This is a genomic window from Exiguobacterium flavidum (assembly GCF_003344535.1).
GTDB lineage: Bacteria > Bacillota > Bacilli > Exiguobacteriales > Exiguobacteriaceae > Exiguobacterium_A > Exiguobacterium_A flavidum.
The window spans coordinates 21083-45362 of record NZ_QPKS01000007.1; the positions used below are offsets into that span (position 1 = coordinate 21083).

General features: G+C 56.6%; 28 protein-coding genes. 12 read left to right on the forward strand and 16 right to left on the reverse strand.

Going from position 1 to position 24280, the window contains the following annotated elements; all coding sequences use genetic code 11:
• Positions 1–181: 181 nt before the first annotated feature.
• Positions 182–691: a DoxX family protein gene (locus DFG60_RS08120; RefSeq protein WP_114571259.1), complete on the forward strand. Its 510-nt coding sequence runs from the start codon at positions 182–184 to the stop codon at positions 689–691.
• 50 nt (positions 692–741) lie between these two features.
• Here DFG60_RS08120 and DFG60_RS08125 read toward each other — a convergent pair whose 3' ends face one another.
• Positions 742–1575: a LysR family transcriptional regulator gene (locus DFG60_RS08125; protein ID WP_198661567.1), complete on the reverse strand. Its 834-nt coding sequence runs from the start codon at positions 1573–1575 to the stop codon at positions 742–744.
• A 191-nt stretch (positions 1576–1766) separates the two neighbouring features.
• Here DFG60_RS08125 and DFG60_RS08130 point away from each other — a divergent pair, with 191 nt between their 5' ends.
• Positions 1767–2624: a c-type cytochrome gene (locus DFG60_RS08130; RefSeq protein WP_114571261.1), complete on the forward strand. Its 858-nt coding sequence runs from the start codon at positions 1767–1769 to the stop codon at positions 2622–2624.
• Between the two features lie 15 nt (positions 2625–2639).
• Here the strand turns inward: DFG60_RS08130 and DFG60_RS08135 are convergent, their stop codons facing one another.
• Together DFG60_RS08135 and DFG60_RS08140 are read right to left on the reverse strand one after the other, a co-directional pair.
• Positions 2640–3149 (reverse strand): AAA family ATPase, encoded by a 510-nt coding sequence (locus DFG60_RS08135; protein WP_157964508.1) that lies wholly within the window; start codon positions 3147–3149, stop codon positions 2640–2642.
• Between the two features lie 41 nt (positions 3150–3190).
• Positions 3191–3796 (reverse strand): 3'-5' exonuclease, encoded by a 606-nt coding sequence (locus DFG60_RS08140; RefSeq protein ID WP_114571263.1) that lies wholly within the window; start codon positions 3794–3796, stop codon positions 3191–3193.
• Positions 3797–3969: 173 nt separating this feature from the next.
• Here DFG60_RS08140 and DFG60_RS08145 point away from each other — a divergent pair, with 173 nt between their 5' ends.
• From DFG60_RS08145 to DFG60_RS08155, 3 genes are all read left to right on the forward strand, one after another.
• A complete protein-coding gene (locus tag DFG60_RS08145) occupies positions 3970–4746 on the forward strand; it encodes an NUDIX domain-containing protein (protein WP_114571264.1) in 777 nt (258 codons plus the stop codon).
• A 17-nt stretch (positions 4747–4763) separates the two neighbouring features.
• Positions 4764–4943, forward strand: a complete 180-nt coding sequence (locus tag DFG60_RS08150; RefSeq protein ID WP_114571265.1) for a hypothetical protein — start codon at positions 4764–4766, stop codon at positions 4941–4943.
• A gap of 113 nt (positions 4944–5056) precedes the next feature.
• Positions 5057–5506: a VOC family protein gene (locus DFG60_RS08155; protein ID WP_114571266.1), complete on the forward strand. Its 450-nt coding sequence runs from the start codon at positions 5057–5059 to the stop codon at positions 5504–5506.
• 70 nt (positions 5507–5576) lie between these two features.
• Here DFG60_RS08155 and DFG60_RS08160 read toward each other — a convergent pair whose 3' ends face one another.
• On the reverse strand, positions 5577–6428 hold the full coding sequence (locus tag DFG60_RS08160; protein WP_114571267.1) for a VOC family protein: 852 nt from the start codon (positions 6426–6428) through the stop codon (positions 5577–5579).
• A gap of 118 nt (positions 6429–6546) precedes the next feature.
• Between DFG60_RS08160 and DFG60_RS08165 the strand changes: the two genes are divergently transcribed.
• Positions 6547–6891, forward strand: a complete 345-nt coding sequence (locus DFG60_RS08165) for a winged helix-turn-helix transcriptional regulator (protein WP_114571268.1) — start codon at positions 6547–6549, stop codon at positions 6889–6891.
• On the forward strand, positions 6888–7163 hold the full coding sequence (locus DFG60_RS08170) for a hypothetical protein (RefSeq protein WP_114571269.1): 276 nt from the start codon (positions 6888–6890) through the stop codon (positions 7161–7163). The genes DFG60_RS08165 and DFG60_RS08170 overlap by 4 nt, the downstream gene beginning before the upstream one ends.
• A 38-nt stretch (positions 7164–7201) precedes the next feature.
• On the opposite strand, the gene DFG60_RS08175 is transcribed toward DFG60_RS08170, so the two are convergent.
• A complete protein-coding gene (locus tag DFG60_RS08175) occupies positions 7202–7792 on the reverse strand; it encodes a DUF4352 domain-containing protein (RefSeq protein ID WP_114571270.1) in 591 nt (196 codons plus the stop codon).
• A 414-nt stretch (positions 7793–8206) separates the two neighbouring features.
• Between DFG60_RS08175 and DFG60_RS08180 the strand changes: the two genes are divergently transcribed.
• Complete coding sequence (locus tag DFG60_RS08180; RefSeq protein WP_114571271.1) at positions 8207–8878, forward strand: 5'-methylthioadenosine/S-adenosylhomocysteine nucleosidase family protein; 672 nt, start codon at positions 8207–8209, stop codon at positions 8876–8878.
• Positions 8879–9011: 133 nt separating this feature from the next.
• Here the strand turns inward: DFG60_RS08180 and DFG60_RS08185 are convergent, their stop codons facing one another.
• A complete protein-coding gene (locus DFG60_RS08185; RefSeq protein ID WP_114571272.1) occupies positions 9012–10478 on the reverse strand; it encodes a methyl-accepting chemotaxis protein in 1467 nt (488 codons plus the stop codon).
• 222 nt (positions 10479–10700) lie between these two features.
• Between DFG60_RS08185 and DFG60_RS08190 the strand changes: the two genes are divergently transcribed.
• Entirely contained in the window at positions 10701–11246 is a 546-nt protein-coding gene (locus tag DFG60_RS08190) for a GNAT family N-acetyltransferase (protein WP_114571273.1), read from the forward strand.
• 111 nt (positions 11247–11357) lie between these two features.
• Here the strand turns inward: DFG60_RS08190 and DFG60_RS08195 are convergent, their stop codons facing one another.
• On the reverse strand, positions 11358–12824 hold the full coding sequence (locus DFG60_RS08195; protein WP_114571274.1) for a methyl-accepting chemotaxis protein: 1467 nt from the start codon (positions 12822–12824) through the stop codon (positions 11358–11360).
• Positions 12825–12994: 170 nt separating this feature from the next.
• Here DFG60_RS08195 and crcB (DFG60_RS08200) point away from each other — a divergent pair, with 170 nt between their 5' ends.
• The 3 genes from crcB (DFG60_RS08200) (at position 12995) to DFG60_RS08210 (ending at position 14436) form a co-directional block, all read left to right on the forward strand.
• The gene (gene crcB / locus DFG60_RS08200; RefSeq protein WP_114571275.1) at positions 12995–13393 is read left to right on the forward strand and encodes a fluoride efflux transporter CrcB; all 399 of its coding nucleotides are present in this window, start codon (positions 12995–12997) and stop codon (positions 13391–13393) included.
• Positions 13390–13752: a fluoride efflux transporter CrcB gene (gene crcB / locus DFG60_RS08205; protein ID WP_114571276.1), complete on the forward strand. Its 363-nt coding sequence runs from the start codon at positions 13390–13392 to the stop codon at positions 13750–13752. The genes crcB (DFG60_RS08200) and crcB (DFG60_RS08205) overlap by 4 nt, the downstream gene beginning before the upstream one ends.
• A 123-nt stretch (positions 13753–13875) precedes the next feature.
• Positions 13876–14436 (forward strand): DEAD/DEAH box helicase family protein, encoded by a 561-nt coding sequence (locus DFG60_RS08210; RefSeq protein ID WP_114571277.1) that lies wholly within the window; start codon positions 13876–13878, stop codon positions 14434–14436.
• 85 nt (positions 14437–14521) lie between these two features.
• Here DFG60_RS08210 and DFG60_RS08215 read toward each other — a convergent pair whose 3' ends face one another.
• From DFG60_RS08215 to DFG60_RS08255, 9 genes are all read right to left on the reverse strand, one after another.
• Positions 14522–15376, reverse strand: a complete 855-nt coding sequence (locus DFG60_RS08215; RefSeq protein ID WP_114571278.1) for a DegV family protein — start codon at positions 15374–15376, stop codon at positions 14522–14524.
• A gap of 88 nt (positions 15377–15464) precedes the next feature.
• Positions 15465–16490 (reverse strand): aldose epimerase family protein, encoded by a 1026-nt coding sequence (locus DFG60_RS08220; protein WP_232818674.1) that lies wholly within the window; start codon positions 16488–16490, stop codon positions 15465–15467.
• Between the two features lie 355 nt (positions 16491–16845).
• Positions 16846–17769 carry a hypothetical protein gene (locus DFG60_RS08225; protein WP_232818675.1) on the reverse strand — a complete coding sequence of 308 codons (924 nt, stop codon included), beginning with the start codon at positions 17767–17769 and terminating at the stop codon, positions 16846–16848.
• A gap of 172 nt (positions 17770–17941) precedes the next feature.
• Positions 17942–18142 (reverse strand): hypothetical protein, encoded by a 201-nt coding sequence (locus DFG60_RS08230; RefSeq protein WP_114571281.1) that lies wholly within the window; start codon positions 18140–18142, stop codon positions 17942–17944.
• Between the two features lie 123 nt (positions 18143–18265).
• Positions 18266–20395 (reverse strand): (Fe-S)-binding protein, encoded by a 2130-nt coding sequence (locus tag DFG60_RS08235; protein ID WP_114571282.1) that lies wholly within the window; start codon positions 20393–20395, stop codon positions 18266–18268.
• A 129-nt stretch (positions 20396–20524) separates the two neighbouring features.
• Positions 20525–20944 carry a hypothetical protein gene (locus DFG60_RS08240; protein ID WP_114571283.1) on the reverse strand — a complete coding sequence of 140 codons (420 nt, stop codon included), beginning with the start codon at positions 20942–20944 and terminating at the stop codon, positions 20525–20527.
• Positions 20934–21356 carry a DUF1934 domain-containing protein gene (locus DFG60_RS08245; RefSeq protein WP_232818676.1) on the reverse strand — a complete coding sequence of 141 codons (423 nt, stop codon included), beginning with the start codon at positions 21354–21356 and terminating at the stop codon, positions 20934–20936. The genes DFG60_RS08240 and DFG60_RS08245 overlap by 11 nt, the downstream gene beginning before the upstream one ends.
• Before the next feature lie 63 nt (positions 21357–21419).
• Complete coding sequence (locus tag DFG60_RS08250; protein WP_114571285.1) at positions 21420–22247, reverse strand: phosphotransferase family protein; 828 nt, start codon at positions 22245–22247, stop codon at positions 21420–21422.
• Between the two features lie 94 nt (positions 22248–22341).
• Entirely contained in the window at positions 22342–24039 is a 1698-nt protein-coding gene (locus DFG60_RS08255; RefSeq protein WP_114571286.1) for a glycoside hydrolase family 13 protein, read from the reverse strand.
• Positions 24040–24280 lie beyond the last annotated feature (241 nt).

The following is a 24280-nucleotide window of genomic DNA, read 5'->3' on the forward strand; positions in this document are numbered from 1 at the left end:
CACTGGTTCATTCTGACTTTGAGCGTATCACGAAATACCCCCAAACGTATACAGAAGGGAGTTTGTGACGTTTTTGTGATTATCTTCACAAACGTATTGCCACTTACAGGATCATCCAGTATGATAAGAGTGTAGAAAGTAAGTGAAATCATTCACAAAATCATAAAAGGAGATGTTCACAATGAACACGAAATGGTGGCAAGGACAAACAGCAAGCATCATCTGGACGGCGCTTCGGGTCTGGCTCGGCGTCCAGTGGATTGAGGCAGGTTGGCACAAACTCGTCGACGGATTCGACGCGACAGGATTCCTGCACGGTGCAATCGGAAAAGCGACTGGCGAGTTCCCGGCAGTCCAAGGCTGGTACGCAGCATTCCTTGAAAACTTCGCGCTCCCGAACGTCGGCCTGTTCAACTTCCTCGTCCCCGTCGGTGAAGTGCTCGTCGGCCTCGGACTCATCTTCGGTCTTGCGACGGTCCCTGCACTCCTCGCCGGTATCCTGATGAACTGGAGCTTCCTCATGGCTGGTACCGTCAGCACGAACCCGATGCTCCTGATGGCAGCCGTCCTTCTCCTCTTCGTCGGCTACGGCGCTTACCGCTACGGCCTCGACCGCTACGCGATCCCGTTCATCAAAGAACAGTGGAACAACCGCAACCGTAAGCACAACAGACCGGCACACGCACACTGACATACGCAAGCACGGCCGCCCATCCCCCGGGCGGCCGTGCTTTTTCGTGTTCACGTCTGAAGGTCGATCCACTTCGCGGCGAGCGGGGACGGTTCGCCGTCGCGCCAGACGAACTGGAACGTCCGCCGGTACCGTTCGTCCGCTTGCCGGACTGGAATACGCCCGTCCTTGATCAGATCCGAAACGAGCCGTTCCGACAGCATGGCGACGCCGATCCCCTGTTCGACGAGCTCCTTGACGAGGTGGTTCGAATGCGCCGTCAAGACGCGCTTCGGTTTGATGTCGTTCGCAACAAGCCACGCCTCCGCGACTTCGCGCGAAGCGGACCCCTCCTCCCGTAAAATCCATGTCGCGTCACCCGGCTCGCCCACTCCGGCGACGACGAGCTGGTCGGTCAGGAACGCCCGCGTCTTGAGATGCGGCGAACTGACCGACCCCTCGATCATCCCGAGGTCGAGTTCGAAGTCGAGCAGCGCCTCCTCGACCTGTTCCTGATTGAGGATGCGCGCGTCGATCGTCGCGTCCGGATAGGCGGTCAGGAACTTGGCGAGCATCCCGCCAAGGAGTGCCTCGTGGATCGTATGCGTCGCACCGATCCGGAGCGTCCCCCGCGTCTGCTCCGTCAAGAGGTCAAGTTCCTGATGCATCTGTTCGACGAGCTGCAGCATCTCCTTCGCCCGTTTGTAGACGAGCTTGCCGGCCGGCGTGACATGGACACCGCGCCGGAACGTCGAGCGCTCGATCAAGGACGTCTTGAAGTCCTCCTCGAGCCGCTTGAGGTGGATGCTGACAGTCGGTTGCGAGATGTGGAGTTTCTCGGCCGCTTCCGTGAAGTGATTCGTGTCGACCAGTGTGATGAATGTCTGAAGTTCTTCTAGACGCATCCTGTTCATTCCCCCTCCTACTTTTCTCTCATAGTAGCTGAAATCTCTCGTGTTTTCTAAACAAAAAGCCCTACTCGATTAAGAATCATAATGAAGATGATTGAAAAGGGGCATGTTTGGAGAAAAATCCCAAGTGTTACAATCGCCTTAGAGTAATTCACACATTTTTCACATTTAGGGGGAGGAATCACGTGTACAACTACAAATGGGTCTTCATCACGGCATTCGTGCTGATCGTCAGCATCCTTGCGTGGACGAAACTGGCTGCTCCGCCTGAAGGTTCAGCGATCGGACCTGCCAAGGCACCTAGTCTCAACGAGGTGGATGCCGAACCGAACGCTGCACAGATCAAACAGGGACGCAACTACATCAATTCGACGAGCCGACTGTTGCCGGCACATACCGGCAATACGATGTCCTGTGCAAGCTGCCACGCGACCGGTGCTGTCGGCGGATCGCTCGACCTCGTCGGGGTGACGAAGGAATATCCGCAATACAACAAACGGGCCGGCAAGGTCGTCTCGATCGAGGAGCGGATCAACGGCTGTTTCAAACGCAGCATGAACGGCGAACCGCTCGACCTCGACGGTGAGGAGATGCAGGCGATGGTCTCCTATCTCGACTATATCTCGAAAGATACGCCTGACGGGATCAAGGGGCGACCTTGGACCGAAATCGCGCTCGAAGGCGAGATGCCGGAGCCTGATCTGTCGAACGGCAAGCAGGTGTATGAAAACTCCTGCATCGCCTGTCACGGAACGGATCAGGCCGAGCAATACGGGCTCGCCGTCTTCGGAGAGAACTCCTACAATGACGGTGCCGGGATGAATCGTCTCCGGACGACGGCGGGCTTCATCCAGAATTACATGCCGAAAGAGACGATGGGTGGCGTCCAGCCGGGCGGTTTGAGCCGTCAGGAGGCGGTCGACGTCGCGGCCTATATCAATTCGAAGGGACGTCCGGTCATGAAAGGCAAGGAGAACGACTATCCGAACGGAGATCCGCCGGACGACCTCGCCTACCCGATCAATTCGACTTCGAAGAAATGAACACAGGGCCGCCCGTCACTCGACCGGGCGGCCCTTTTCGTCCTCGAACGGCTCCGTGCCATCGAAATCACGTACCTTCTCCGCATACGGGAGCAGCTGCTTGCGCAGCTCGGCGTAATGGATCGTTTCATAGTCACGGCTCCAACGGAACATCTTGCGCAGCATGCTAACGGTCGGACGGTAGTTTGCCTGCTCCACGCCTGCGACTTGCTTGAGGAAACGCAGGACGATCCGGCGGCGCCTCGTTTTCTCAGGCAGCGTCATCACGAGAATGCGGTCGGCGCGCGCGAAGCACACTTCTGTCCAGCCGATATGCGTTCCTTCGATGACCCAGCTCTCCTCGCTCGTCATACGTTCGAGCAGGGCGTCCCGTTCTTCCTCGCTTCGGCGTCTGTCGCCGCCCGCCTGTCTCTCCCAGACGATGTTGTCGATTTCCGTATGCTTGACGCCCATTTCTTTACTCAGGCGTCGCGCGAGCGTCGTCTTGCCGCTGCCGACCGGACCGACGATATGGATTCGCTTCATGCTTGTTCCCCCTTCCAAAAAAGACGTGCTCTCGGCACGCCTCACTTCAAATAGCTGTAATCCATCCCGCGCAGGTAACCCGGTCTGAGCCCAAGCTTCAGGTTCAGTTCGTCGATGTTCCATGTCCTCGTCTGGCGCAGCATGTCGAGCAGCAGCTCGGCCGCGACGCGCGCGTCGTCCGCCGCGTCATGGTGTTTGAGCGTGATGCCGAGGTGGTCCGCGAGCGTGTTCAGCTTATGGTTCGGCAGGAACGGATAGACCTTGCGCGCGAGTTTCAGCGTACAGCTGAACGTGAAGTGCGGGAAGTCGTCGAGCCCGTACTTCGCGAGCGCGCCCTTGAGCGCCCCGACGTCGAAGCTCGCGTTGTGGGCGACGACATGATCAGCGCCGCGGATCAGCTCGTGGATTTCGTACATGTCGAGCATCTCAGGCAGCGTCGGAGCGTTCGCGACGTCGGACGAGCGGATGCCGTGGACTTTGATGTTCCAGCCCGAGAATCGGTCCTCCGGATTGATCAGCACCTGGTCGACATGGGTGATCTTGCCGCTCTCGACGATCGCCCAGCCGAAGGCGCAGATGCTCGCGCTCGACTGGTTCGCCGTCTCGAAGTCCATCACGAACGTATAGGGGTGTGTCGGTCGGTACATGGTTTCAGCCTCCTCTTTCTCTGTCCCTAAGTCTAATCGTTTTCTTCCCGAATTTCACGCATTCGCCACGCTTGAAAAAGAGGGTTTCCCCTTCCGTTTCTCGAAAAGAGGGGAAGGACAGACCATTTGACGTCCCGTTTCTCAAGAGATCGACAATCGAAGGAGGAGTTTTTATGTTCCACCGCCGAAAGACGTATAAGATCCGACCTGAACGCTTAGCTGAATTCACCGAGTTCTTCCATACGTATCTCTACCCGAACCAGGTCTCCCACGGCGCCCGGCTCGTCGGACGCTGGGTGACGGAGGCACAGGACGAGGTCATCGCCATCTGGGAATACCGAGACCGCGAGCACTATGAGCAGGTCGAACGGGACTATCGCTCGAGCGCGCTCCGGCGCGAGGCGATGAAGAAACGGGCACGGATGGGCAAGGACCTCTACATCAGCTCGTCCGAGGACTTTTTGACGGCGACCGGCGTCTATGCGCCGCCGCGCGCGATCGTCACCGTGACGGGGTACATCACGAACGACAAGGGCGAGGTGTTGCTCGTCAAGAACCTGCACCGTGGCGACACATACGAGATGCCTGGCGGACAGGTCGAGGAGCACGAGTCGATCATCGACGCCATCCACCGCGAGGTCAAGGAGGAGACGGGGATCGAGATCAAGATCACCGGCATCACCGGTCTCTATCAGAACGTCTCGACCCACATACTGTGCGTCGCCTTCCGCGGCGAGTATGTCTCGGGCGAGCTCAGCCCGCAAGAAGGCGAGACGACGGAAGTCGCCTTCCTCCCGGTCACGCGCGACAACGCGGGCGACTACTTGAAGCGTGAACACTTCAAGATCCGCCTCATCGACGCGATCGACCCGGTCTACCTGCCGTTCGCCGCCTTCAAGGTACGACCATATGAACTGCTCGCACGTTTCGAAGCGCCTTCGAAAGTTTGAGCCGAAAGGAGCTTCCCATGTTCCGCTACGTCGGATTCTTCACCTTCCTCTTCCTGCTCGCGACGATCGCGACGCAGATGATCGGTGTCCCGCTGCGCGAGACATGGCTCGATATCCTGCTCGTCGCCTTCATGGCGGTCGGCCTGCTCTGGCTCGTCGATGCCGTGTATGACGACAAGGAACGGAAGGAACGCTGAACGAATGTCCTGCTCTTTTCGAAGGGCAGGATTTTTTTACGCCTCACTTGAATACGAACAAAAGTTCGTGTATAATAAAGATATCGTTCCCCATTCTGAAAGGAGTGTTCCCCATGAGCAGTGCAGCGATCCCCCATCTCTTGCTTGCCGGCAACGGTCAGAAAGCAGTCGATTACTATCAAGGAGTCTTCGGTCTGAAAACGATCAGTCTACTCCGCTACAGCGATCCCGGCTTCGAGGTCGAACCCGGCACGGAAGACCTTCTGCTTCACGCACACTTGAAGTCGGATGACATCGAGCTGATGGTATCAGACGCCCGCCCGTCAGATGAGGTGCCTGTCGAGACGTTCATCTCACTGACGCTTACGATTGACGAGCTCACGGAACAAAAAGAACTGTACGACAAGCTGGCCGCGAGCGGCGAAGTCGTCATGGATCTGTCGGACACATTCTGGGGCGCGACGTACGGTGCCGTCCGCGACCCGTTCGGCGTCACCTGGAATCTCAACTGCCAGCGCGTCCCGATGGATGAGCTGATGGAATCCTTCAAGCAACAGTCATGAGCACAAGAAAAACGCATCTTCCTCCTCCCCTGAATCTTCAGCGGAGAAGCGGACATGCGTTTTTTCTGTCTTATTCTTTTGTCGTGAGGCGGACCGTGATCCCGGACTCGTCCGTGACGTAATAAGCATCGCCTTCTTTGACGTCATACCCTTTCGCTTGGAGTCCTTCGACCGCTTTCGTCAGTTCAGCAGCGTCCGGGTAGACGAGCGTCCACCAGTCGAGTCCGACGGCGTCGTCCGGTACGGCCTGTGCGCCTTCCCCTGCCCACAGGTTCATCCCGACGTGGTGGTGGTAGCCGCCTGCGGCCAGGAACATCGCCTTCATCCGCGACCAGTCGGCCATGACGTCGAAGCCGAGCGCCTCCTGGTAGAACCGTTTGCCGTCCTCGAGCGTCTTGACGTGGAAGTGGACGTGCCCCATCACGGTCGACGCCGGCATCCCGTGCCAGACGTCTTCGCCTGCCTCGGCGACCATGCTCTGCCAGTCGACGGCGTTCGTCGCCATGTTGACGTTGCCCGCCGCGTCGTACGTCCAGTCTTCGCGCGGCCGGTCGACGTAGATCTCGATCCCGTTGCCGTCCGGATCACTCAGGTAGAACGCCTCGCTGACGAGATGGTCGCCTTGACCGACGTCTATCCCGAGCGCAATCAGGTTGCGCAGGACGAAGCCGAGCTCCTTCCTGCTCGGCAGGAGGATCGCGAAATGATAGAGTCCGGTCGCCGAGTTCGGCGGAAGCTGACGTGCGTCCGCGTGCTCCTCGAGCCAGACGAGCGGCGTGCCGCTCGCGCCGAGCAACAGTGTCCCGTCCTCCTGCTTGATTTCTGAGAGTCCGAGCGCCTTGACGTAGAAGTCCTTCGCCCGCGCGAGATTTTGAACGCGCAGCTTGACCGGACCGAGTGTGATGTGTGGATGGATCGACATATGTTTCTCTCCCTTTTCGTTTCGATGTGTCTTCAGTATGCGGGACGGTGCCGCAATGCGGAAGTAGGCACTATTAAGTGGTATAGTTTCCTTAACGATACTAATGGGGGTGACGAACATGGAGAGACTGCCTGACTGCCGCGTCGAGACGGCGCTCGAGATCCTGACGGGAAAATGGAAGCCGAAGATTTTGCTGTCACTGATCACGAACGGCACGATGCGTTTCAGCGAACTGAAGCGGAACGTCCCGAATATCACGCAGAAGATGCTGACGGCGCAGCTCCGTGAGCTTGAAATCAACGACATCGTCCGCCGCGAGGTCTTCCAGGAGGTCCCGCCGCGCGTCGAATATTCGCTGACCGACTACGGCCGGACGCTCATGCCGGTGCTCGATGCGATGAACGCCTGGGGCGAGCAGCACGCCCGTCATATGAGCGCGGAACGGGTCGAACAGACGCCGTGAAACGATTCGATTGGATCGCATTCGTTCTCGCCTGTCTGCTCGTCGTCTTCGCGTACGTCAGCTCGTTCACACCCTTTCTCCAAGGGCTGCCCGTCCATCCGCTGACGCTCGTCTTCTTCGCGGGACTCGTCCTGCTCGTCTTCACCGTCTTCGCCTTCCGGTCGATCGAGGGGCCGGCGAGCACGATCCGCACTTTTCTCGCGCTTGCGCTCGTCCTGATCGTCCTGCTTTTTTCTGCGGGCGTCTGGCTGTTCGCTCAAGCCTTCGCATGAAACGAAAACGGGCTACCCGCGGGCAGCCCATTTTCGTCTTATAGTTTGATTTTCGCGTACTCGCCGCCCGACCAGCCGAAGCCTGACGATACTTCGAGCGTGTAGCCCTTCGCGTCAGCCGGCACCTCGAACACGACCTTGCCCTCTTTCTCGATGTTCGGGTTGATCGTCTCGAGGAAGAAGCCGATTCCGCCTTCGTTGACGTACATGTCGAGTTCCGAGTCCGCTGAGTACTCCGTGTCGCCGATCTTGATCTTGAACATCTCCGCGTCGATGAAGCGCTCTTCCTTGTCGCCGTTCTTCACCTTCAGGTCGACGATGACGAACTTGCCGGACGTCTTCTTGTCGCCGAGGATGTTGCTGATCAGGTTTTTCTCTTCGACGCCGTTGACCGTATACGTCAGCTCGCCCGTCTTGACCGCGTCACCGACGCCGTACGTCTTCTCTGTCTTCTTCTTCGCTTTCGGTTCTTCTTTCGCTTTTGGTTCTTCCTTCGCGCTCGCTTCCGTCTTCTCGACCGTCGTTTCCGTCTGACTTGACGTTGTCGCCTCTTCGTCGTTTCCGAACATTGCCGTCAGGACGACCAGACCGATAAATGCGAACAGTATCCATTTCAATACTTTTTTCATTTCAATTCCTCCTTGTTTGTTGTTGACGTCCTCAGTATAGGCGCCAGCAAATTCGGAGGTGTTTAATATTTTTTAGCAGGTCTTTTTTTGGACCCGGTCATTTTTTTGCATTGACATCACCTTGTCTCAGAGGCTTAAACTCTCTGCTCTTTTCAAGCAGTTTTTGCTTCGAGATGCTCAATCCCTTCTTCTTTGCGCCCCTTATTCGAACGGTTATCAGCTTCGCCATCATCATGATCATGTCTCGAATATACTTGCGAAAAATTCACCCACTTCAACGGAAAAAGGAATTGGCGACGGCTGAATCGAATAGGTTTTTAGAAGTATGTCATTCTTATTCGTGGAACAAGACGAAATCTAAGCCTTGTAAGGACGTCTAATGGTGACCAATCAAATTTGTAGGGTGATGAATCGATGATAGGAATATGTATAGCGACGAAATGGGAGTACGAAGCATCACTGGCATATTTCAAAGTGACAGACGATGAACGTTTCGATTATCCGTATGGCGAGTATTTCATGAGGACGATCGATGAAAACGAACTTGTTTTCTACAATACCGGGGTACGCAAAGTGAATGGTGTCGGCGGGACCCAGTACATGATCTCTAAATTCGACTTAACGAAAGTGATTGTCGCCGGGACCTGTGCCGGAATCGACGACACGTTCAGTAATTTAGATGTTTTCGTACCGAATAAAGCCGTTCAATATGATTGCACCGTCAAAGAAATCGAACCTCTCATCAAACAATCCTTCATAGTAGATATCGATCTATCTCCGTATGCCCATGACTTTCACACCGGGACGATCGGCACCGCTGATAAAGCCGTAGTCATGTGGAAGGACTATCTGGAACTTACAGCAAACGAAATCACGATCGCCGATACAGAAGCCGGCGCGATTGCCTACATCTGCAAGAAGAATGATGTGGAATGCATCATCATCAAGGGGATATCTGATTTCCCGACAGACGAAGCAGCCTCCGACAAATTCGAATCGAACGTCGAACAAATCAATGTGTACTTGGAAAACACGCCTAAAGTCATGAACAAGATATTCGATGAGTATTTGAAACTGTTTATTTGACCAAGTCACTCATGCAGAGGGTGCGATCACCAAGAATGAGGATTTGTCGGACTGAAACCGGCAAGCATGCTAAAGCACCGCGATTTGCAGTGCTTTTTTTTGAACACAAAAAAACGACACGCAAAGCGTGCCGTCAAAGTTTCCGTTCCAGTTCGCGTGCTGCCGTCGTCAACACATCGATTGCCGCATGCAACTCCTGCATCTGGACCTCATTCGCCTGCGTCACTTCGGACAGCTGTCCGCTTTCGCGGGCGATCCGGTCCATGAACCGTTCGAGCTCGTGCGTCGCCGTCGTGATGTCAGCGACGCTCTGCTGGATCGAACCGAAGCGCATCCATGCATCGCCAAGCGTCTCTGTCGAGCGGACGGAGCGTTCAGCGATTCGTGCGAAGGCCTGTCCGCTTTCCTCAAGCCGCTCCCCTTGCGTCCGGAGCAACGTCCCGCTCGCATCGATCGCACGCCCGGTCTGTTCGACATCCTGCCCGACCTGTCCGATGATCCGGCTGATCTCAGCGGACGCCGCTGCCGTTTGCGTCGAAAGCGCCCGGATCTCCTGCGCGACGACGGTGAACCCTTTGCCGAACTCGCCGGCCCGTGCCGCCTCGATCGAGGCGTTCAGGGACAACAGGTTCGTCTGTGAGGCGATCGTGTTGATGCTCGAGGTGATCGCGACGATTTCATCAAACCGTTTCGAAAGCTGTTCAAATGACGCAATCGACTCGTCCATGCTGCGGGTCAGCTCATCCATCGAGCGGCGGGCGAGTTCCATTGCCGTACTGCTCGTTTCTGCCGCTTCGCTCGATGCCCGGTTCGAATGCATCGTCTCCTGCAAGGCGTCCCCGACTTGTCCGATCAGGTCGTTGTTCGTCTCGTTCATGCGGAGGATCTTTCCGGCCGCCGTCAGTTGCGACGCCGTATCGTGCGCGAGCGCCGTCATCGCCCGTCCGATCTCAGAGAAGGAGAGGCGTGACGCATCGGCAATCGAGCGCATCTCTCCTGCTGACGCCGTCACCTGGTTCGCCGTCGTCTCGGAGCGTTCCAGTGTCGCGGCCACTTCAAGCGCGTGTTGCTCAGCCCGTTCGCGTTCTAAACGAACCTCTTCCAGGACGCGTCTGCCGTAAACGGCGACGAAAATCGCACCGGCGTAGACCATCACGTAGCTGATTGCTGCGACGAGCAGCTCGAGGGCGCCTGAAAATGTGAGTTTTTCGAGCGCGACCGCTATCCCGAGCTCGATCAATCCGACGGCTCCGGCGAGCACGACGAGCAGCGGTGTGAAGTAGACGACGGAGATGATCAGGAACAGAAAGCTCATGATCCGGATGGTCTCTGCCGGAATCGTCTGAAGCAAAACGGCAAATAACCCGTACGCGAGCAAAATCTGGACATATTTCGTCCATGGCCGCTCACCGAAGAGACGCGGCAGCACGAACAAAGCGACGCTGAGGACCGTCCCCTCGATCAAGTACTGATAAAGCACGGTCAGGGTGACGAGGTCGAACTTGTAGAAGATGAACAGAATCGGATGCCCGAGCATCAACAGCGTCGGAACCAAGAGCGAGACGATCTTGATGCTGATTTTCTCCAGTGGTGAGACCATAATGTTTGCCCCTTTTCGTCAAATGAATATACCTACCTAAGTATCGGTCAAGATCACCTATTAATCCACCAAAAAAAGGCTGCCAAAAGCAGGAAGTAGTCCAGTTATTGTGGTTGAACGGGTAAAGCAACCCGTTCAGCGAAAATAGGGATATATATGTTAGAATAATTATAGAAAATTCAAAATAAAGGAAATATATAACCATTAGGGAGAGGGAAGAAAATGTTAGTACACAAGATTGACGAGGAAGTCTCATTGAGAATGCTGAATCAGAGCGATGCTGAAGAATTTTACAACTTAACCATCAGCTCAAAGACGTATTTGAAAGAATGGCTTGGTTGGCTCGACTACATTGAAACTGTGGAAGATACTGCTCAAAATATCAGTGCCAGATTGAAGGCATTTGCTGAAAATGGTGGACACCCAAAATCCTTCGCCATTATTCACAATGGAGAAATTGCAGGAACAATAGGGTTTAATGACCTGGATAAAAACAATAAAATCGGCGTCGTCGGTTATTGGCTAGGAGAGAATTTTCAAGGTAAAGGTATCATGTCCAGAGCTTTTGAAGCGATTATTGATTATGGATTCAAAGAACTGGATCTTAATAGGATCGAGGTAAGCGTAGCTACCGAAAACATAAAAAGCAGAGCACTTCCTGAACGGTTCGGTTTTACGGAGGAAGGCAAATTAAGACAAGCAGAGTGGCTACATGACCGGTATGTCGATCACGTTGTATACGGGCTTTTAGCGGAGGAATGGAGATAGACATACGAAAACCGCTCGGAATCATTCCGAGCGGTTTCGTCGTGAAATTCAATGTTACTTTAAGTTTTCTCCACGTGATCTGAACTGTTAAAAAAGCAGCCCTTCCTGTTTTTACAATTTGCGCTCGAGTTCATTCGCCGCATGCGTCAGCGAATGGATCGCTTCCTGCAGCGTGCGCATCTGCTCTTCCTTCTCGGTCGTCAAGCTAGACAGCTCCCCGCTGCTGAGAGCGAGCGCGTCCATGAACTGCTCGAGCTGCCGTGTCGCGCTTGTGATGTCCGTCAGGCTGTTCGTGATCTCGGTGAAGCGTCCTTCGACGGAGCCGATCGCCTCGGCCGATTTCGAGGAGCTTTCCTTGATCACGGCGAACGCCTGGCCGCTCTCGCGCATCCGTGTCTCCTGCTCGCGCAGGAGCGACGTGCTCGCGTCGATCGACTGGCCGGTCACCTTGACGTCCTGCTCGACACGCTCGATGATGCCGTTGATCTCACTCGAGGCCGCCGCCGTCTGAGCCGACAGGTTGCGTATCTCCTGGGCGACGACCGTGAAGCCTTTGCCGAACTCGCCTGCGCGCGCCGCCTCGATCGAAGCGTTCAACGAAAGCAGGTTCGTCTGGGCCGCAATCGCGTTGATGCTCGAGGTGATGTTGACGATGTCCTTGAAGCGCCCGGCGAGCTGGCTGAAAGCTGCCGTCGAATCGTCCATGCTCGTCGTCAGCTGTTTGAGCGAGGCTTCCGCTTCGCCGATCGCCTGACCGCTCGTCGCGGCTGCATGCGAGGACGTCTCGCTCAGCTCGATCGCCGTGCGGATGTCGCTTCCTGCCTCTTCGATCGCGAGGACGTTCGTCTCGTTCTTTTGGTGGATGCTGCGGACGGCACTCGCTTGACGCGCCGTGTCGGTCGCAAGCGTCGACATCGCGGAGCCGATCTCACGGAGCGATCGTTCCGTCCCGTCGACGATCACCTTCATCTCGCCTGCGTGCGTCGTCACTTCCGTCGCTGTCGCAGCGGACTGCTCGAGCGTCGTCGCGACAGCCGTCGCATGCGTCTCAGCCTTCTTGCGCTGGCGCGCGACTTCCGTCATGACACGCTTGCCGTAGCTCGAAACGAACAGCGCTGCCGAGAACACCATCAGGTAGATGACGAGCGCGACTGCGATGTCGAACGGATTCGCGTAACGAATCGTCCCGAGGAACGTGAACAGTCCGAGTTCAAGCAGACCGAGGACGCCAGCCAAGACGACGAGCGCAGGACTCAGATAGACGATCGACATCGTCAGGTAGAGATAGGCGATCGTCCAGATGCTCGCTGACGGAAGCGTCAGGATGACGAGCGCGCAGACGCCGTAGGTCAGGACGATCTGGACGTACTTCGCAGCCGGCTTGTGGCCAATCAGGCGATAGACCGCAACGAGTGCCGCCGTCAAAATGAGTCCGCCGACTAAAAATTGATAAAAGACGTCGATCGTGACATATCCGAGCTTATGGAACAGGAAAATCAGCGGATGCGCGATCGTGATCAAGGCTGGAATCAGGATCGATAGAATCTTCGTGCTGAACCGTTCGAATGATGAGACCATTGGACTACCCCTTTGCAAGAAATGTGCATATATGGTCCTATCGTCACGATTGGAATGAATTTCAAGTCATTCCCCTACCTTTTAGAAGTCAGAACGAACTTGACGTTTTTTCCGGAAAAACCGTATGGTGAAGCTAGAAAACGGCCAGTCGGCCAAAAGGATGATTTGAGATGCTCTATCTTCTCGTCGGTCTCGCCGGCATATGCGGCGCCCTCGCCCGGTACGGCGTCGGCCTCGCCGTCGGCCAGTTCGCGAGCGGTCCCTTTCCGCTTGCGACGCTGCTGATCAATCTCGCAGGCTGCTTCCTGCTCGGATACGCGACCCATTTCCTGTTCAAGACGAAGGTGCTCCACAGTTACGCGGTGACGGCGCTCGGGACCGGCTTCATCGGTTCGTTCACGACGTTCTCGACGTTCAGCGTCGAGACGGTGACGCTGATGCGGGAGTCGCGCTTCCTGCTCGCAGGGCTGTATGTAGCGCTCAGCCTGTTCGGCGGGTTGCTCTTCTCCTATCTCGGTTTCCGAATCGGGTCGCGCCACTATGATACATCGAAGGAGGGAGCGTCATGAGCGCCCTCGCCATAGCGATCGGCGCCTTCTTCGGCGCCATCTCCCGCTTCGCGATCAATACGTTCGTCAAGGCACGGACGAAGACCGAGTTCCCGTTCGCGACGCTGTTCGTCAACGTTACGGGATCATTCGCGCTCGGATTCCTCGCCGGAAGCGAACAGGGCGGCCTGCTGATGCTCGCCCTCGGTACGGGATTCATGGGTTCCTTCACGACGTTCTCGACGTTCAAGCTCGAGAATCTGCAGTTCTATCAAAAGCGCGATGAACGGCTGTTGATCGGCTATTTGGCCGCCAGCTATTCGCTCGGTATCCTTGCCGCCGTTCTCGGGATGTGGCTCGGTGTACATTATATTCGATAAGCACGCAAAACAAGCCCATGCTTCCGGTTTTACGGCGGACGTGAGCTTGTTTTCGAAAAGACGGAAGCATTCCTCCGCGTATGCTACAATTCTCAAAAAAACGATCCACTTGGGGGAATTCACATGAAACTCGTGATCATCACTGGTCCGCAGGCCGTCGGTAAGATGACGGTCGGGCAGGAACTCGCCAAGATGACCGACTTGAAACTGTTCCATAACCACATGACGATCGACCTCGTCAGCCATTTCTTCGACTACGGAACGGACACTGGACGCCGTCTCGTCGGACTTTTCCGCCGCGAAATCTTTGAGGCGGTCGCAACGAGCGACCTCGCCGGAATGATCTTCACCTTCGTCTGGGCATTCGACATGAAGGAGGACTGGGACTACATCCAGGAGTTGATGGACCTGTTCGAGACGCACGGCGCGACCGTCTGCATCGCAGAGCTCGAGGCGGACGTCGACGAACGCCTCGCGCGGAACCGGACACCGAATCGGCTCGAACACAAGCCGACGAAGCGGGACCTCGCCTGGTCCGACAACGAGCTCGTGACGACGATGGACATCTACCGCCTGAACTCGCTTGAAGGGGAGATCACGCACCCCCACTACGTGCGGATCGACAATACGAACTTGGACGCGACAGAGACAGCGCTCCGGATCAAGGAGCATTTCTCTCTCTGATCACCCTCGCTGCGTTCACTCGATAACACGAAAAAGGCCTTGTCTCCCACGTTGAACCGGGGAACAAGGCCTTCCTATTTTTGTATCAATCCTCGATCCAGAACAGACCGACCGTCTCCGCACCGGCATGCGCTCCGATCGCAGGCCCGAACGTCCCCTTCTCCACTGAAAGATTCGGGAATTTCGCCTTAACGGCTGCCCGAAGGTCTTCCGCCATCTCCGGCGCGAGCGTCGTCGCGACGTAGAGACGGTTCTTGAAGAACGTCTTGCCGTTCATCACGTCCTCGATCTGTTTGACCATCTCGGCGTACGCTTTCTTGAGCGAACGTGCCTTCTTGAACGGGACGATCGTCCCTGCCTCGTCGACCGTGATGATCGGTTTGATGTTGAGCAGGTTCGCGAGGAACAGGTCACCTGACGAGACGCGTCCGCCGCGGCGCATCGTCTCCATGTTGCCGACGATCATATAGAAGTGCGTCCGCTTTGCGAGTGCCTGGAGCGCCTCTACGATCTCCTCGACCGACTTGCCCTGCTGTTCGAGCGCCATCCCCTGGCGGATGAATTCCTGCTGGTTCTCGAAAGCCGTGTGCGAGTCGACGATGTAGGAACGGAAGCCGGCCGCTTCCGCTGCCGAAGCCGAGCTGTGGACCGTGCTCGACAGCCCGTTCGTACAGTGGACCGCGATCGCGCAATCGTATCCTTCTTCCTTCAAGCGCTCATACGTGCCGACGAACTCCCCGAAGATCGGCTGCGACGTCTTCGCGACGAGTTTCTTGTCCGCCTCGAGCGAACGGAACATCCGCTCGACCGTCAATGTATTTTCGTTGAAAGCTGTTTCCCCTAACAAGACTTGAATCGGGACGACGTTGACACCGAGCGTCTCTGCCTCTTCCTTCGAGAAATACGCCATGCTGTCCGTCACCCATGCAATTTTAGTCATTTTTTCTGCCTCCGTTACTGAATATCTCGATTAATCCTACCATATTTGAGAGGCCGGTTTGAGGTCTCGTTCATTTTTCTTTTTTCGGTCAATCGATGCTGGAGAAATGGAAGAGCGTCTCCTTCCGGTAATGCTCCCCGGGCCGCAGGACGACCGACGGAAACTCCGGCTGGTTGATCGCGTCCGGCAGTCCTTGCGTCTCGAAGCAGATGCCGAGATATGCGGTCGGCTTGCGCCCTGCGACCGTGAAATCACCATCGAGATGGTTGCCCGTATAGACGACGACTCCGGGCTGGCTCGTCTCGACCGTCAGGCGCCGTCCGCTGATCGGCTCGTCGAGGACGATCCGGCCGTTCTCCTTCAAGAGGAACGGATGATCGAGACCGTTGCCTGCGAGCGTCAGCTCCTCGTCAATCGCATGCGTCACCTCATGAAGCGGACGCTTCTCCCGGAAATCGAACGGGGTCCCGTCGACACGGACGAGTTCGCCAAGCGGCAGTGCCTCCTCATCGAGCGGCACATAGCACGGCGCGTCCATCTGCAGGAGATGCTGTTCGATCGTCCCTTTCGCTTCACCCGTCAGGTTGAAGTAGGTGTGGTTCGTCGGACTGAGCGGCGTCGCCGCTGTCGTCTCCGCCTCGTACGTCAACGTCAGGACGTTTTCGTCCGACCAGTCGAAGGTGAGCGTGACGTCGACCGTCCCCGGATAGCCGTTCTCGCCGGCCGGGCTGTGCAGCGACAGGATCAGGCGGTTGCCTTCGACCTGGTGTTCCCAGATCCGGCTCGACCAGCCCTTGCGTCCGCCATGGATATGGTGCGGGCCCTGGTTCTGTTCGAGCACGTAGTTCATCCCGTCGAGCGCGAACGCGCCGTGACCGATCCGCCCGCCGACACGGCCGACCGTCGCTCCGAGGTAGTGCGGGTTGTCGAAGTAATCCTCGATCGCATCGAAAGCGAGCACGACGTTCTCGATCTTCCCTTCCCGGTCCGGAACCCGGATCGCCCGGATCGTCGCGCCCCGGTTCAGGATCTCGACTTCCGCGCCGTTCTTGTTCTTCATCGTAAAGGACAGCAGCTGTTCCTGCTGCTTGATTTCATTCGTCTCGATGGCCACTTGTCCACGCTCCTCTTTGTACATGCGATACACATTTTTACCCCGAGGCGTGTCTTGAAAAACAAAAAGAACGCAGACGCCTGCGATTCAGCCCATGTGATCCGCAGGACAGAGAGGATGACTCAAAAATCGATCAGTAAACGAAAAACGGGAGTGGACTTCGAATCCACTCCCGTTTTCTCGTTCAGTCGACATCACTCGTCCCACTCGGCTCCTGCAGGAAAAAGCGCGATATATCGCGCTGTCAGAGACAGACAAGCCGCGGATTTCCTTTCCGCTTCGGAAAGGGATCTAGCTGCTTGTGTCTCGCCTGAGGAAAGCGAGTGAAGGACGCGTGATGACTTTTTAGTCACCCTCATCTATCGATTTCTTCTCCTTCAGGACCACGCTTCTTTTCGTACGTCCTCCTGCTGTATCCTGCCCACTGCTCCTTGAGGTCATCCCACTCGACGATCTTCCACGGGTGGAAGAACGTCTGGCCGTTCTTGTTGAAGAACATCCCATCCCCGACATGATAGGACGCGTGCTGGATGATTCCGTCAGCGTTCACCCATGTCACGACATCCCCGGCATCCAGTCGCGATTCGTCCTTCTGGTCCGCCAGCCCATAATGCGCCTGTTCAAGTCCTTTCAGGAACGTTTGCTGGTGCACCCATTCGGAGACGAACCATTCTTGTCCAGAGACGGCGAACAGGGTCGCGGCCAGGCAGTTGCTCCCGGAGGTGACCGGAAACGTATTCGCGTACCTCCGTATGTGTGCAGGTGTCCTGTCCGGAAGTGCCTGTCCCGTCCAGTCGTCCCACTCCTTGGCATATCCCGCGAGCAGGACACTTCTCATTTCGTCCGGCATCCTGCTCCACATGGCGCGATGAAGCACCAAGTAGCTCTCTCCCTGTACTTCGACGAGGTGTTCATACCACTCGGCGAGCGACTGGCCTGAAGGCACAGGGAGGACCAAGCCTCTGCCGATTTCGACTTGCAGGGCGTTCAAATCCTGCTTTTTCGCAGCGGAAAGCCATGTGATCCACTCCGGATGGGCGACGAGGACGTAGGCGGCTTCTTGTGAGATGTTCCAGTGTTCGTAGCTGTTCGCGAGCCCGACTTGCCGATAGGAGGGATGTTTGAAGAATTCGTCCCTCGGCACGACGAGCACGCCGGCGAGGTCATCTCTGAACCGGTCCAGGTCCGTCTCTCGAAGGAAGTAAAAGTCTTTTCCCGGGACGTATGCGTTGACCCACGCGCTGATCTGCTCAGCTGAGGGTTGAATCATGATCGTCATTTTCATTCCTACTTTCCATCTGCATTGTCATGCCATTCATATTGCCGCTTTCAGGCGGGCTCCGGTCAAGTCCTCATCCCCGATTCGTCTCGCTGCGCATCAGCCGACTGACGCGGACGTAGGCGATCAAAATCAGCACGACCATCGCACCGAGCTCGACGTATCTCTCATTTTAGACCTCAACCACCCTCATCACGACGAGAAACACGCCCATCGGCAAAAAGAATCCGAAGCCTGCAATCTTGGCGAGTGACTTCTTACCCTTGACCGCCTTCTCGTTGAAACCGGCGAGCAGCCACGTCATTTGTTTGACGCCGACCGCATATGCGATCGCGAGCAGCAACAGTCCGATTGCGAACAACCCGATATCCATCCTGCTCCACCGCCTTCTCCCGTCTTTTCGAATCCTTCCTCTTTACGAAGAAATCACCTTGGAGGATTCAGATGGCACGAAAAAGGACGCCCGAGAATATCGGACGTCCATGCGTTCAATTCGTCAGACGGTAGCCGCTTCGCGCGTCACCGTTCCGACGACCGAGCGTTCGAGCAGTTCGACGACGTCGTACGTCGCGACCGACTCCTCGACCTCCTTCGCCTTCGTCCCGTCGCTGAGCATCGTCAGGCAGTACGGGCAGGCGGATCCGATGACGGACGGTTGGACGGTCAGGAGCTGTTCCGTCCGGGCGACGTTGACGCGTGCCCCGACCTTCTCCTCCTGCCACATCATGCCGCCGCCGGCGCCGCAGCACATCCCCTTCTCGCGGTTGCGCTCCGTCTCGACGAGCGTAATCCCCGGAATCTTCTCGAGGATGTAGCGCGGCGCGTCGTAAATGTCGTTGTAGCGCCCGAGGTAGCACGAATCGTGGTAGACGACGCGCTCGTTCACCTCGAACGTCGGCTTGACGCGCCCATCGTCGATCAGGCGGGCGAGCAATTCCGTATGATGATAGACCTCGACTTCAGGACGGAGTCCGAAGTCCGGGTATTCGTTCTTGAACGTGTTGTAGGCATGCGGATCGATCGTGACGATCTTCTTGACGTCGTACTTGTCGAACGCCTTGATGTTCGCCTCGGCGAGTTCCTGGAAGAGGACCTCGTTTCCGATCCGGCGCGGCGTATCGCCCGAGTTCTTCTCGTCGTTCCCGAGGATCGCGAACGAGACGCCGGCTTCGTTCAGGATGCGCGCGAACGCCATCGCGATCTTCTGGCTGCGGTTGTCATATGAACCCATCGCGCCGACCCAGAACAGATACTCGAACTCTTCTCCTGCCTTCTTCTTCTCCTTCGCCGTCGGGACGACGAGCTCCTCGCGCTGGTTGCGCCAGTTCTCGCGTTCCTTCCGGTTCATCCCCCACGGATTGCCCTGGCGTTCGATGTTTGCGACCGTCCGCTGGATCTCCGGGTCCATCTTCCCTTCCATCATGACGAGGTGACGACGGAGGTCGATGATCTTGTCGACGTGTTCGTTCATGACCGGGCATTGGTCCTCACAGTTGCGGCATGTCGTACATGCCCAGATTTCCTCTTCCGTGATGACGTTTCCGATCAGCTCGTCCGCGACGACGTTCTGTCCCGCTGCTGCGAGCCGGGCGATCTGGTTGCCTTGCGATCCTTCGAAGGCGAACGCCGGCGCCCAAGGCGACTTCTGCGTGATCGCCGCGTTCTTCATGTTCATGTGGTCGCGCAGCTTGACGATCAAGTCCATCGGTGACAGCATCTTGCCTGTCCCGCTCGCCGGGCACATGTTCGTACAGCGTCCGCATTCGACGCAGGCGTACAGGTCGACGAGCTGCTTCTGGTTGAAGTCCTCGATCCGGTTGACGCCGAAGCTGAACTCCGCCTCCTCGTCCTCCATCTCTTCCATGACGGACAGGTCGATCGGCGTGATTCGCCCGACCTTCGACGTCCGGCCGAGCCAGACGTTCGCCGTCCCCGCGATCAAGTGGGCATGCTTGCCTTGCGGGATGTAGACCATGAAGCTGAGCAGGAACAACAGGTGCGCCCACCAGAAGAAGACGAACAGCGCGAACGCGACGCCCTTCGGCACCCAGCCGAATGCCATCGCGATCAGTGACGCGACCGGCTCCCCTGCCGTCAGATGATTCTCATAGACGAGGAAGAACCCGTTCCCGAACAGGACTGCGACCATCAGTCCCCCGATGAAGATGAGCGCGAGCCCTGCCATGAAGTTCCGCTTCAGGCGGACGAGCTTCTCGACGTAACGGCGGTAGAATCCCCAGACGACCGCGACGAGGATCATCAGCATGACGATCTCCTGCAGGAACGTAAAGACCGGATAGACCGGACCGAGCGGCACGTGCGGATATTTCTGTCCGACGGCGAGCCCTTTCCAGATGAAGTCGATCGCCCCGAACTGGACGAGCAGGAAGCCGTAGAACATCATCACGTGGATGATGCCGCTCTTCTTGTCCTTGAGCAGCTTCTTTTGGCCGAAGACGTTGACGAGGACGGCGTTCAGCCGCTCCTTGTTCGTCTGCGTCCACTCGGCCTTCTTGCCGCGCTTGATCGCCTCATACCTGTTCTTGACGAGCGAGGCGAACAGATAGATGCCATATCCCATGACCGCGAGAAACGCGATCCAATTGATCAATAAAAAAGTCCCCATATAAACCCTGACCCCTTCCCCCTGCTAGTGTTGCTTCGAGTATAGCATATTATGAATGGCTATTCATTCATTTTTTTTGAGGAGGTTCGCATGAAAAAAACCTGCCCATGGGATGGACAGGTCGATGTATCATTCGAGGCCGAGTGCTTTCGGCAGGGCGAAGGCGAGTTTTTGCGCCTTCGTATAATCCTTCGCTTCGAGCGCCTTCTCGATCTCATAGAGCGCCGGATGGTTCTCGTCCGTGAATGCGCCGAGGATCGTCAAGTAACGCTCGTAGACGGAATCGTCCTCCTTGCGCGACTTGAGCAGTGTCGTATAGAGCAGGACGACATCCTCTCCGTACAGGATCGGCAATTCCTCGTTGATGCCGAGGAGCGTATCGATCGCGTCCGGATCAGCACTCGGCGTGAACTCGGACGTCGCCGTCTCTGCGAGCACCTCGAGCTGATCGCGCCATTCCTCGTATTTCGCCTCGTCGTTCTCGAGCCATTCGAACCAATCCTGCTCGAGCATCTGTTCCATCTCGCGTACCGTCTTCTCAAATGCCATTTTCGTCACTCCGTTTCCATGTGATTTCAATCGTGTAGTCGCCGACCGGCTGTTCGTCCATCTCGAGCTGGTAGGCAAACGCCATCCGTGCATCGCCCATCTCGATCGAGTCCGTCACCGCGCTCATCCACATCTGGCCGAACTGGCTGTCATAAAGACTCCGCGTCTGCTTGCCGATGACGAAGACGTGGTGCATGACGACGAGGCCTTTCCGGATGAGGGCGACCTGGTCCTCCGACCACTTGATCACCGTCTCGATCGGTTGCTCGTCCGCCTGGATGAACTTGAGCGCATATCCGTCCTTCGTCTCGAACAACGTGCCGATCGCCTCGATGATGACCTCTTCCTTCATCGCTCCGTCCCGGATCGTCGTCACCTGACGCAGCTGGACGGGATAACGTGTTGCTTTCATATTTCTCACCTCATCCATTAGAGTACCCGATTTTTCGGTCCGGCGCACGAATGCGGCGCCTTTTCATTCGCCCGGGATGATTCGTTCGAACAAATCGGTCGAAAGGGTCCACTCGAGCCGGCGCTCCCATTCCTTCCTCGCATCGATCGCATCCGGGGCGATCCGCCCGAGGACGCGTCCGACCCGCTCGACGGCATGCGCCTTCAGCAGATCGGCAGACATATGCAGCGGATGGACCGCTTGATATCCTTGAAGGAAGACCCGGCCAAAACGGATCGCTTGCTCCGGATAGTGAAGGCCGGCAAACCAGCAGACCCATGCGATGTCGCCGTAACGGCTTCCCGATTCCGCCCATTCCCAGTCGAGGATCGTCACCTGATTCCCGTCGAACAATGCATTATGGATGCCGTAGTCCCCGTGGATCAGCACCGCCTCCTCCTGCCCGGCGTCGCGCGCCCATGTACTCGCCTCGTCCGCAAGCTGCCGGTCGAGGAAGTCGAGCTGATTGAAGTCACAGCTCTCGCCCTTCGGCAGCTCGCATTTCACCTGATGGATCGACGCGAGTGCCTTCCCGAGCAGAAAATAGATCGTCGACATAGCGGGAAACCCTGTATCAAGCAGCTTTTGGGCGTTCTCCCCTTCGCGAAACTCCATCAGGACGAGCAAGGCTTGCTCCGTCTCGATCGTGTCAAGCAGGCGCGGCGCGATTCCTGTTTCCTTCAACTGTTTGAGCACGACGGCTTCCCGCGCAAGCGTCTCCTTGTCGCGACCGACCTTGACGACGAACGGTGTCTCCCCTTTCGTCACGTACGCCGCATTCGTATAGCCGCCCGTAAGGCGTGTCAGCCCCGCGACGCCCCGACCCTCTAACCGTTCCATGACCCAGTCCATTCCCTCATCCCCTTTCCGTTCATTTTAGCGCAGCGGTGTCCCGTCTCAAAGGACAGAAAAAACGACGGCACCCGGAGATGCCGTCGTGAATGGTTTAGAAACGGTAAAGGCGTGCTTCGTAAGGGCGAAGCGTCAGCTCCGTACCTTCGTGCCACTCGACGCCGTAGTTGCTGAGGACGACGTTGTCCGAATGAAGGATGATATCCGTGTCGACGACGGCTTCCGAGTCCTTCAGGTTCGTCACGATCAGGAAGCGTTCCGACCCGAGCGTCCGCGTGTACGCGTACACCTTCGGATCTTCCGGCAGGATCAGATCGTACTCGCCGTAGATGAGCGTTTCTTCCTGCTTGCGGATCTGGATCATCCGTTTGTAGAAGTTGAGGATCGAGTCCTCGTCATGCAGCTGGGACTCGACGTTGATCTCGGCGAAGTTCGGATTGACGCCGAACCAAGGCGAAGCTGGCGAGAATCCACCGTTCGTCTCGCTCGTCCACTGCATCGGTGTGCGCGAGTTGTCGCGCGACGAGTTCCAGATCACTTCCATGATCTCCTCGTGCGTCTTCCCTGACGCGAGCTGCATGTCGTACATGTTCTTCGTCGCGACGTCGTCGTAGTCCGAGATGTCCGGGAACTGGACGTTCGTCATTCCGATCTCCTGACCCTGGTAGATGAACGGCGTCCCCTGCATGAAGAAGTACATCATCGCGAGCGACTTCGCGCTCTCCTTCCAGTAGTTCTCCTCGTCACCCCAGAGCGAGACGACGCGGACCTTGTCGTGGTTCTCGAGGTAGAGCGCGTTCCAGCCCGTCGCCTCGAGTCCCTTTTGCCACTTCGTCAACACTTGCTTGAGCTTGACGACGTCGACGCCCTTCTCCGCGTCCGCGCGCCAGAGGTCCATGTGCTCGAACTGGAAGACCATGTTCATCTTGCCGTTCTCGCGGCCGACCCAGAGATCCGCCTCTTCCGGCGTCACGCCGTTCGCCTCGCCGACCGTCATGATGTCGTATTTCGCGAACGTCTCGTTCTTCAGCTCCTCGAGGTATTCGTGGATGCCGTCGACGTTCATGTGCATCTCGAACGACGGGACGTGCGGCATGCCGAGCGGGTTCGGCAGGTCGGCGAACGATTGGTTCTTGTTGATATGGCTGATCGCGTCGATCCGGAAACCGTCGATGCCGCGGTCGAGCCACCAGTTGATCATCTCGTAGATGGCTTCGCGCATCTCCTTGTTCTGCCAGTTGAGGTCGGGTTGGCGGCGCGAGAAGACGTGGAGGAAGTATTGCTCCGTCTTTTCGTCATACTCCCAGGCCGATCCGCCGAAGATGCTCTCCCAGTTGTTCGGCTCGCGTCCTTCGATCGCATCCTTCCAGATGTACCAGTCGCGTTTCGGATTGTCTTTCGACGAACGGGATTCGATGAACCACGGATGCTCGTCCGACGTGTGGTTGACGACGAGGTCGAGCAGGATCTTGATGTCGCGCTTCTTCGCTTCTGACATCAACGTGTTGAAGTCCTCCATCGTACCGAACTCATCCATGATGTCCTTGTAGTCGCTGATATCATAGCCGTTATCGTCGTTCGGAGACTTGAACATCGGGCAGATCCACAGGACGTCGACGCCGAGGTCCTTCAGGTAGTCGAGTTTCTTCGTGATCCCAGGGATGTCGCCGATGCCGTCGCTGTTCGCGTCGAAGAAGCTGCGCGGATAGATCTGGTAAGCTGTCGCTTCCTTCCACCAGGCGCGGACTAGCGTTTTCTCAGCAGTTTGTTGTTGTGGGATAAGTTGTGTCATATCAGGTAAATCCTCTCTTCCGAGTTGAGTGTAGGTGTTGGTCCGATTAGGCAAAGTCATTATTAGAGTAAGGTTTTTTATAAGCGCAACCGATTGCGCAAATCTTCTAGATTCATCTTATCAAATCACTGTGTAATGTCAACGCTTCCAACCTAAATAGTTATCGTGATATTTCAGCTTCGAATACATTACATTTACTGAACTATCCTACACCCTTTATCGGTCGTTTTCCAGAGGTTTG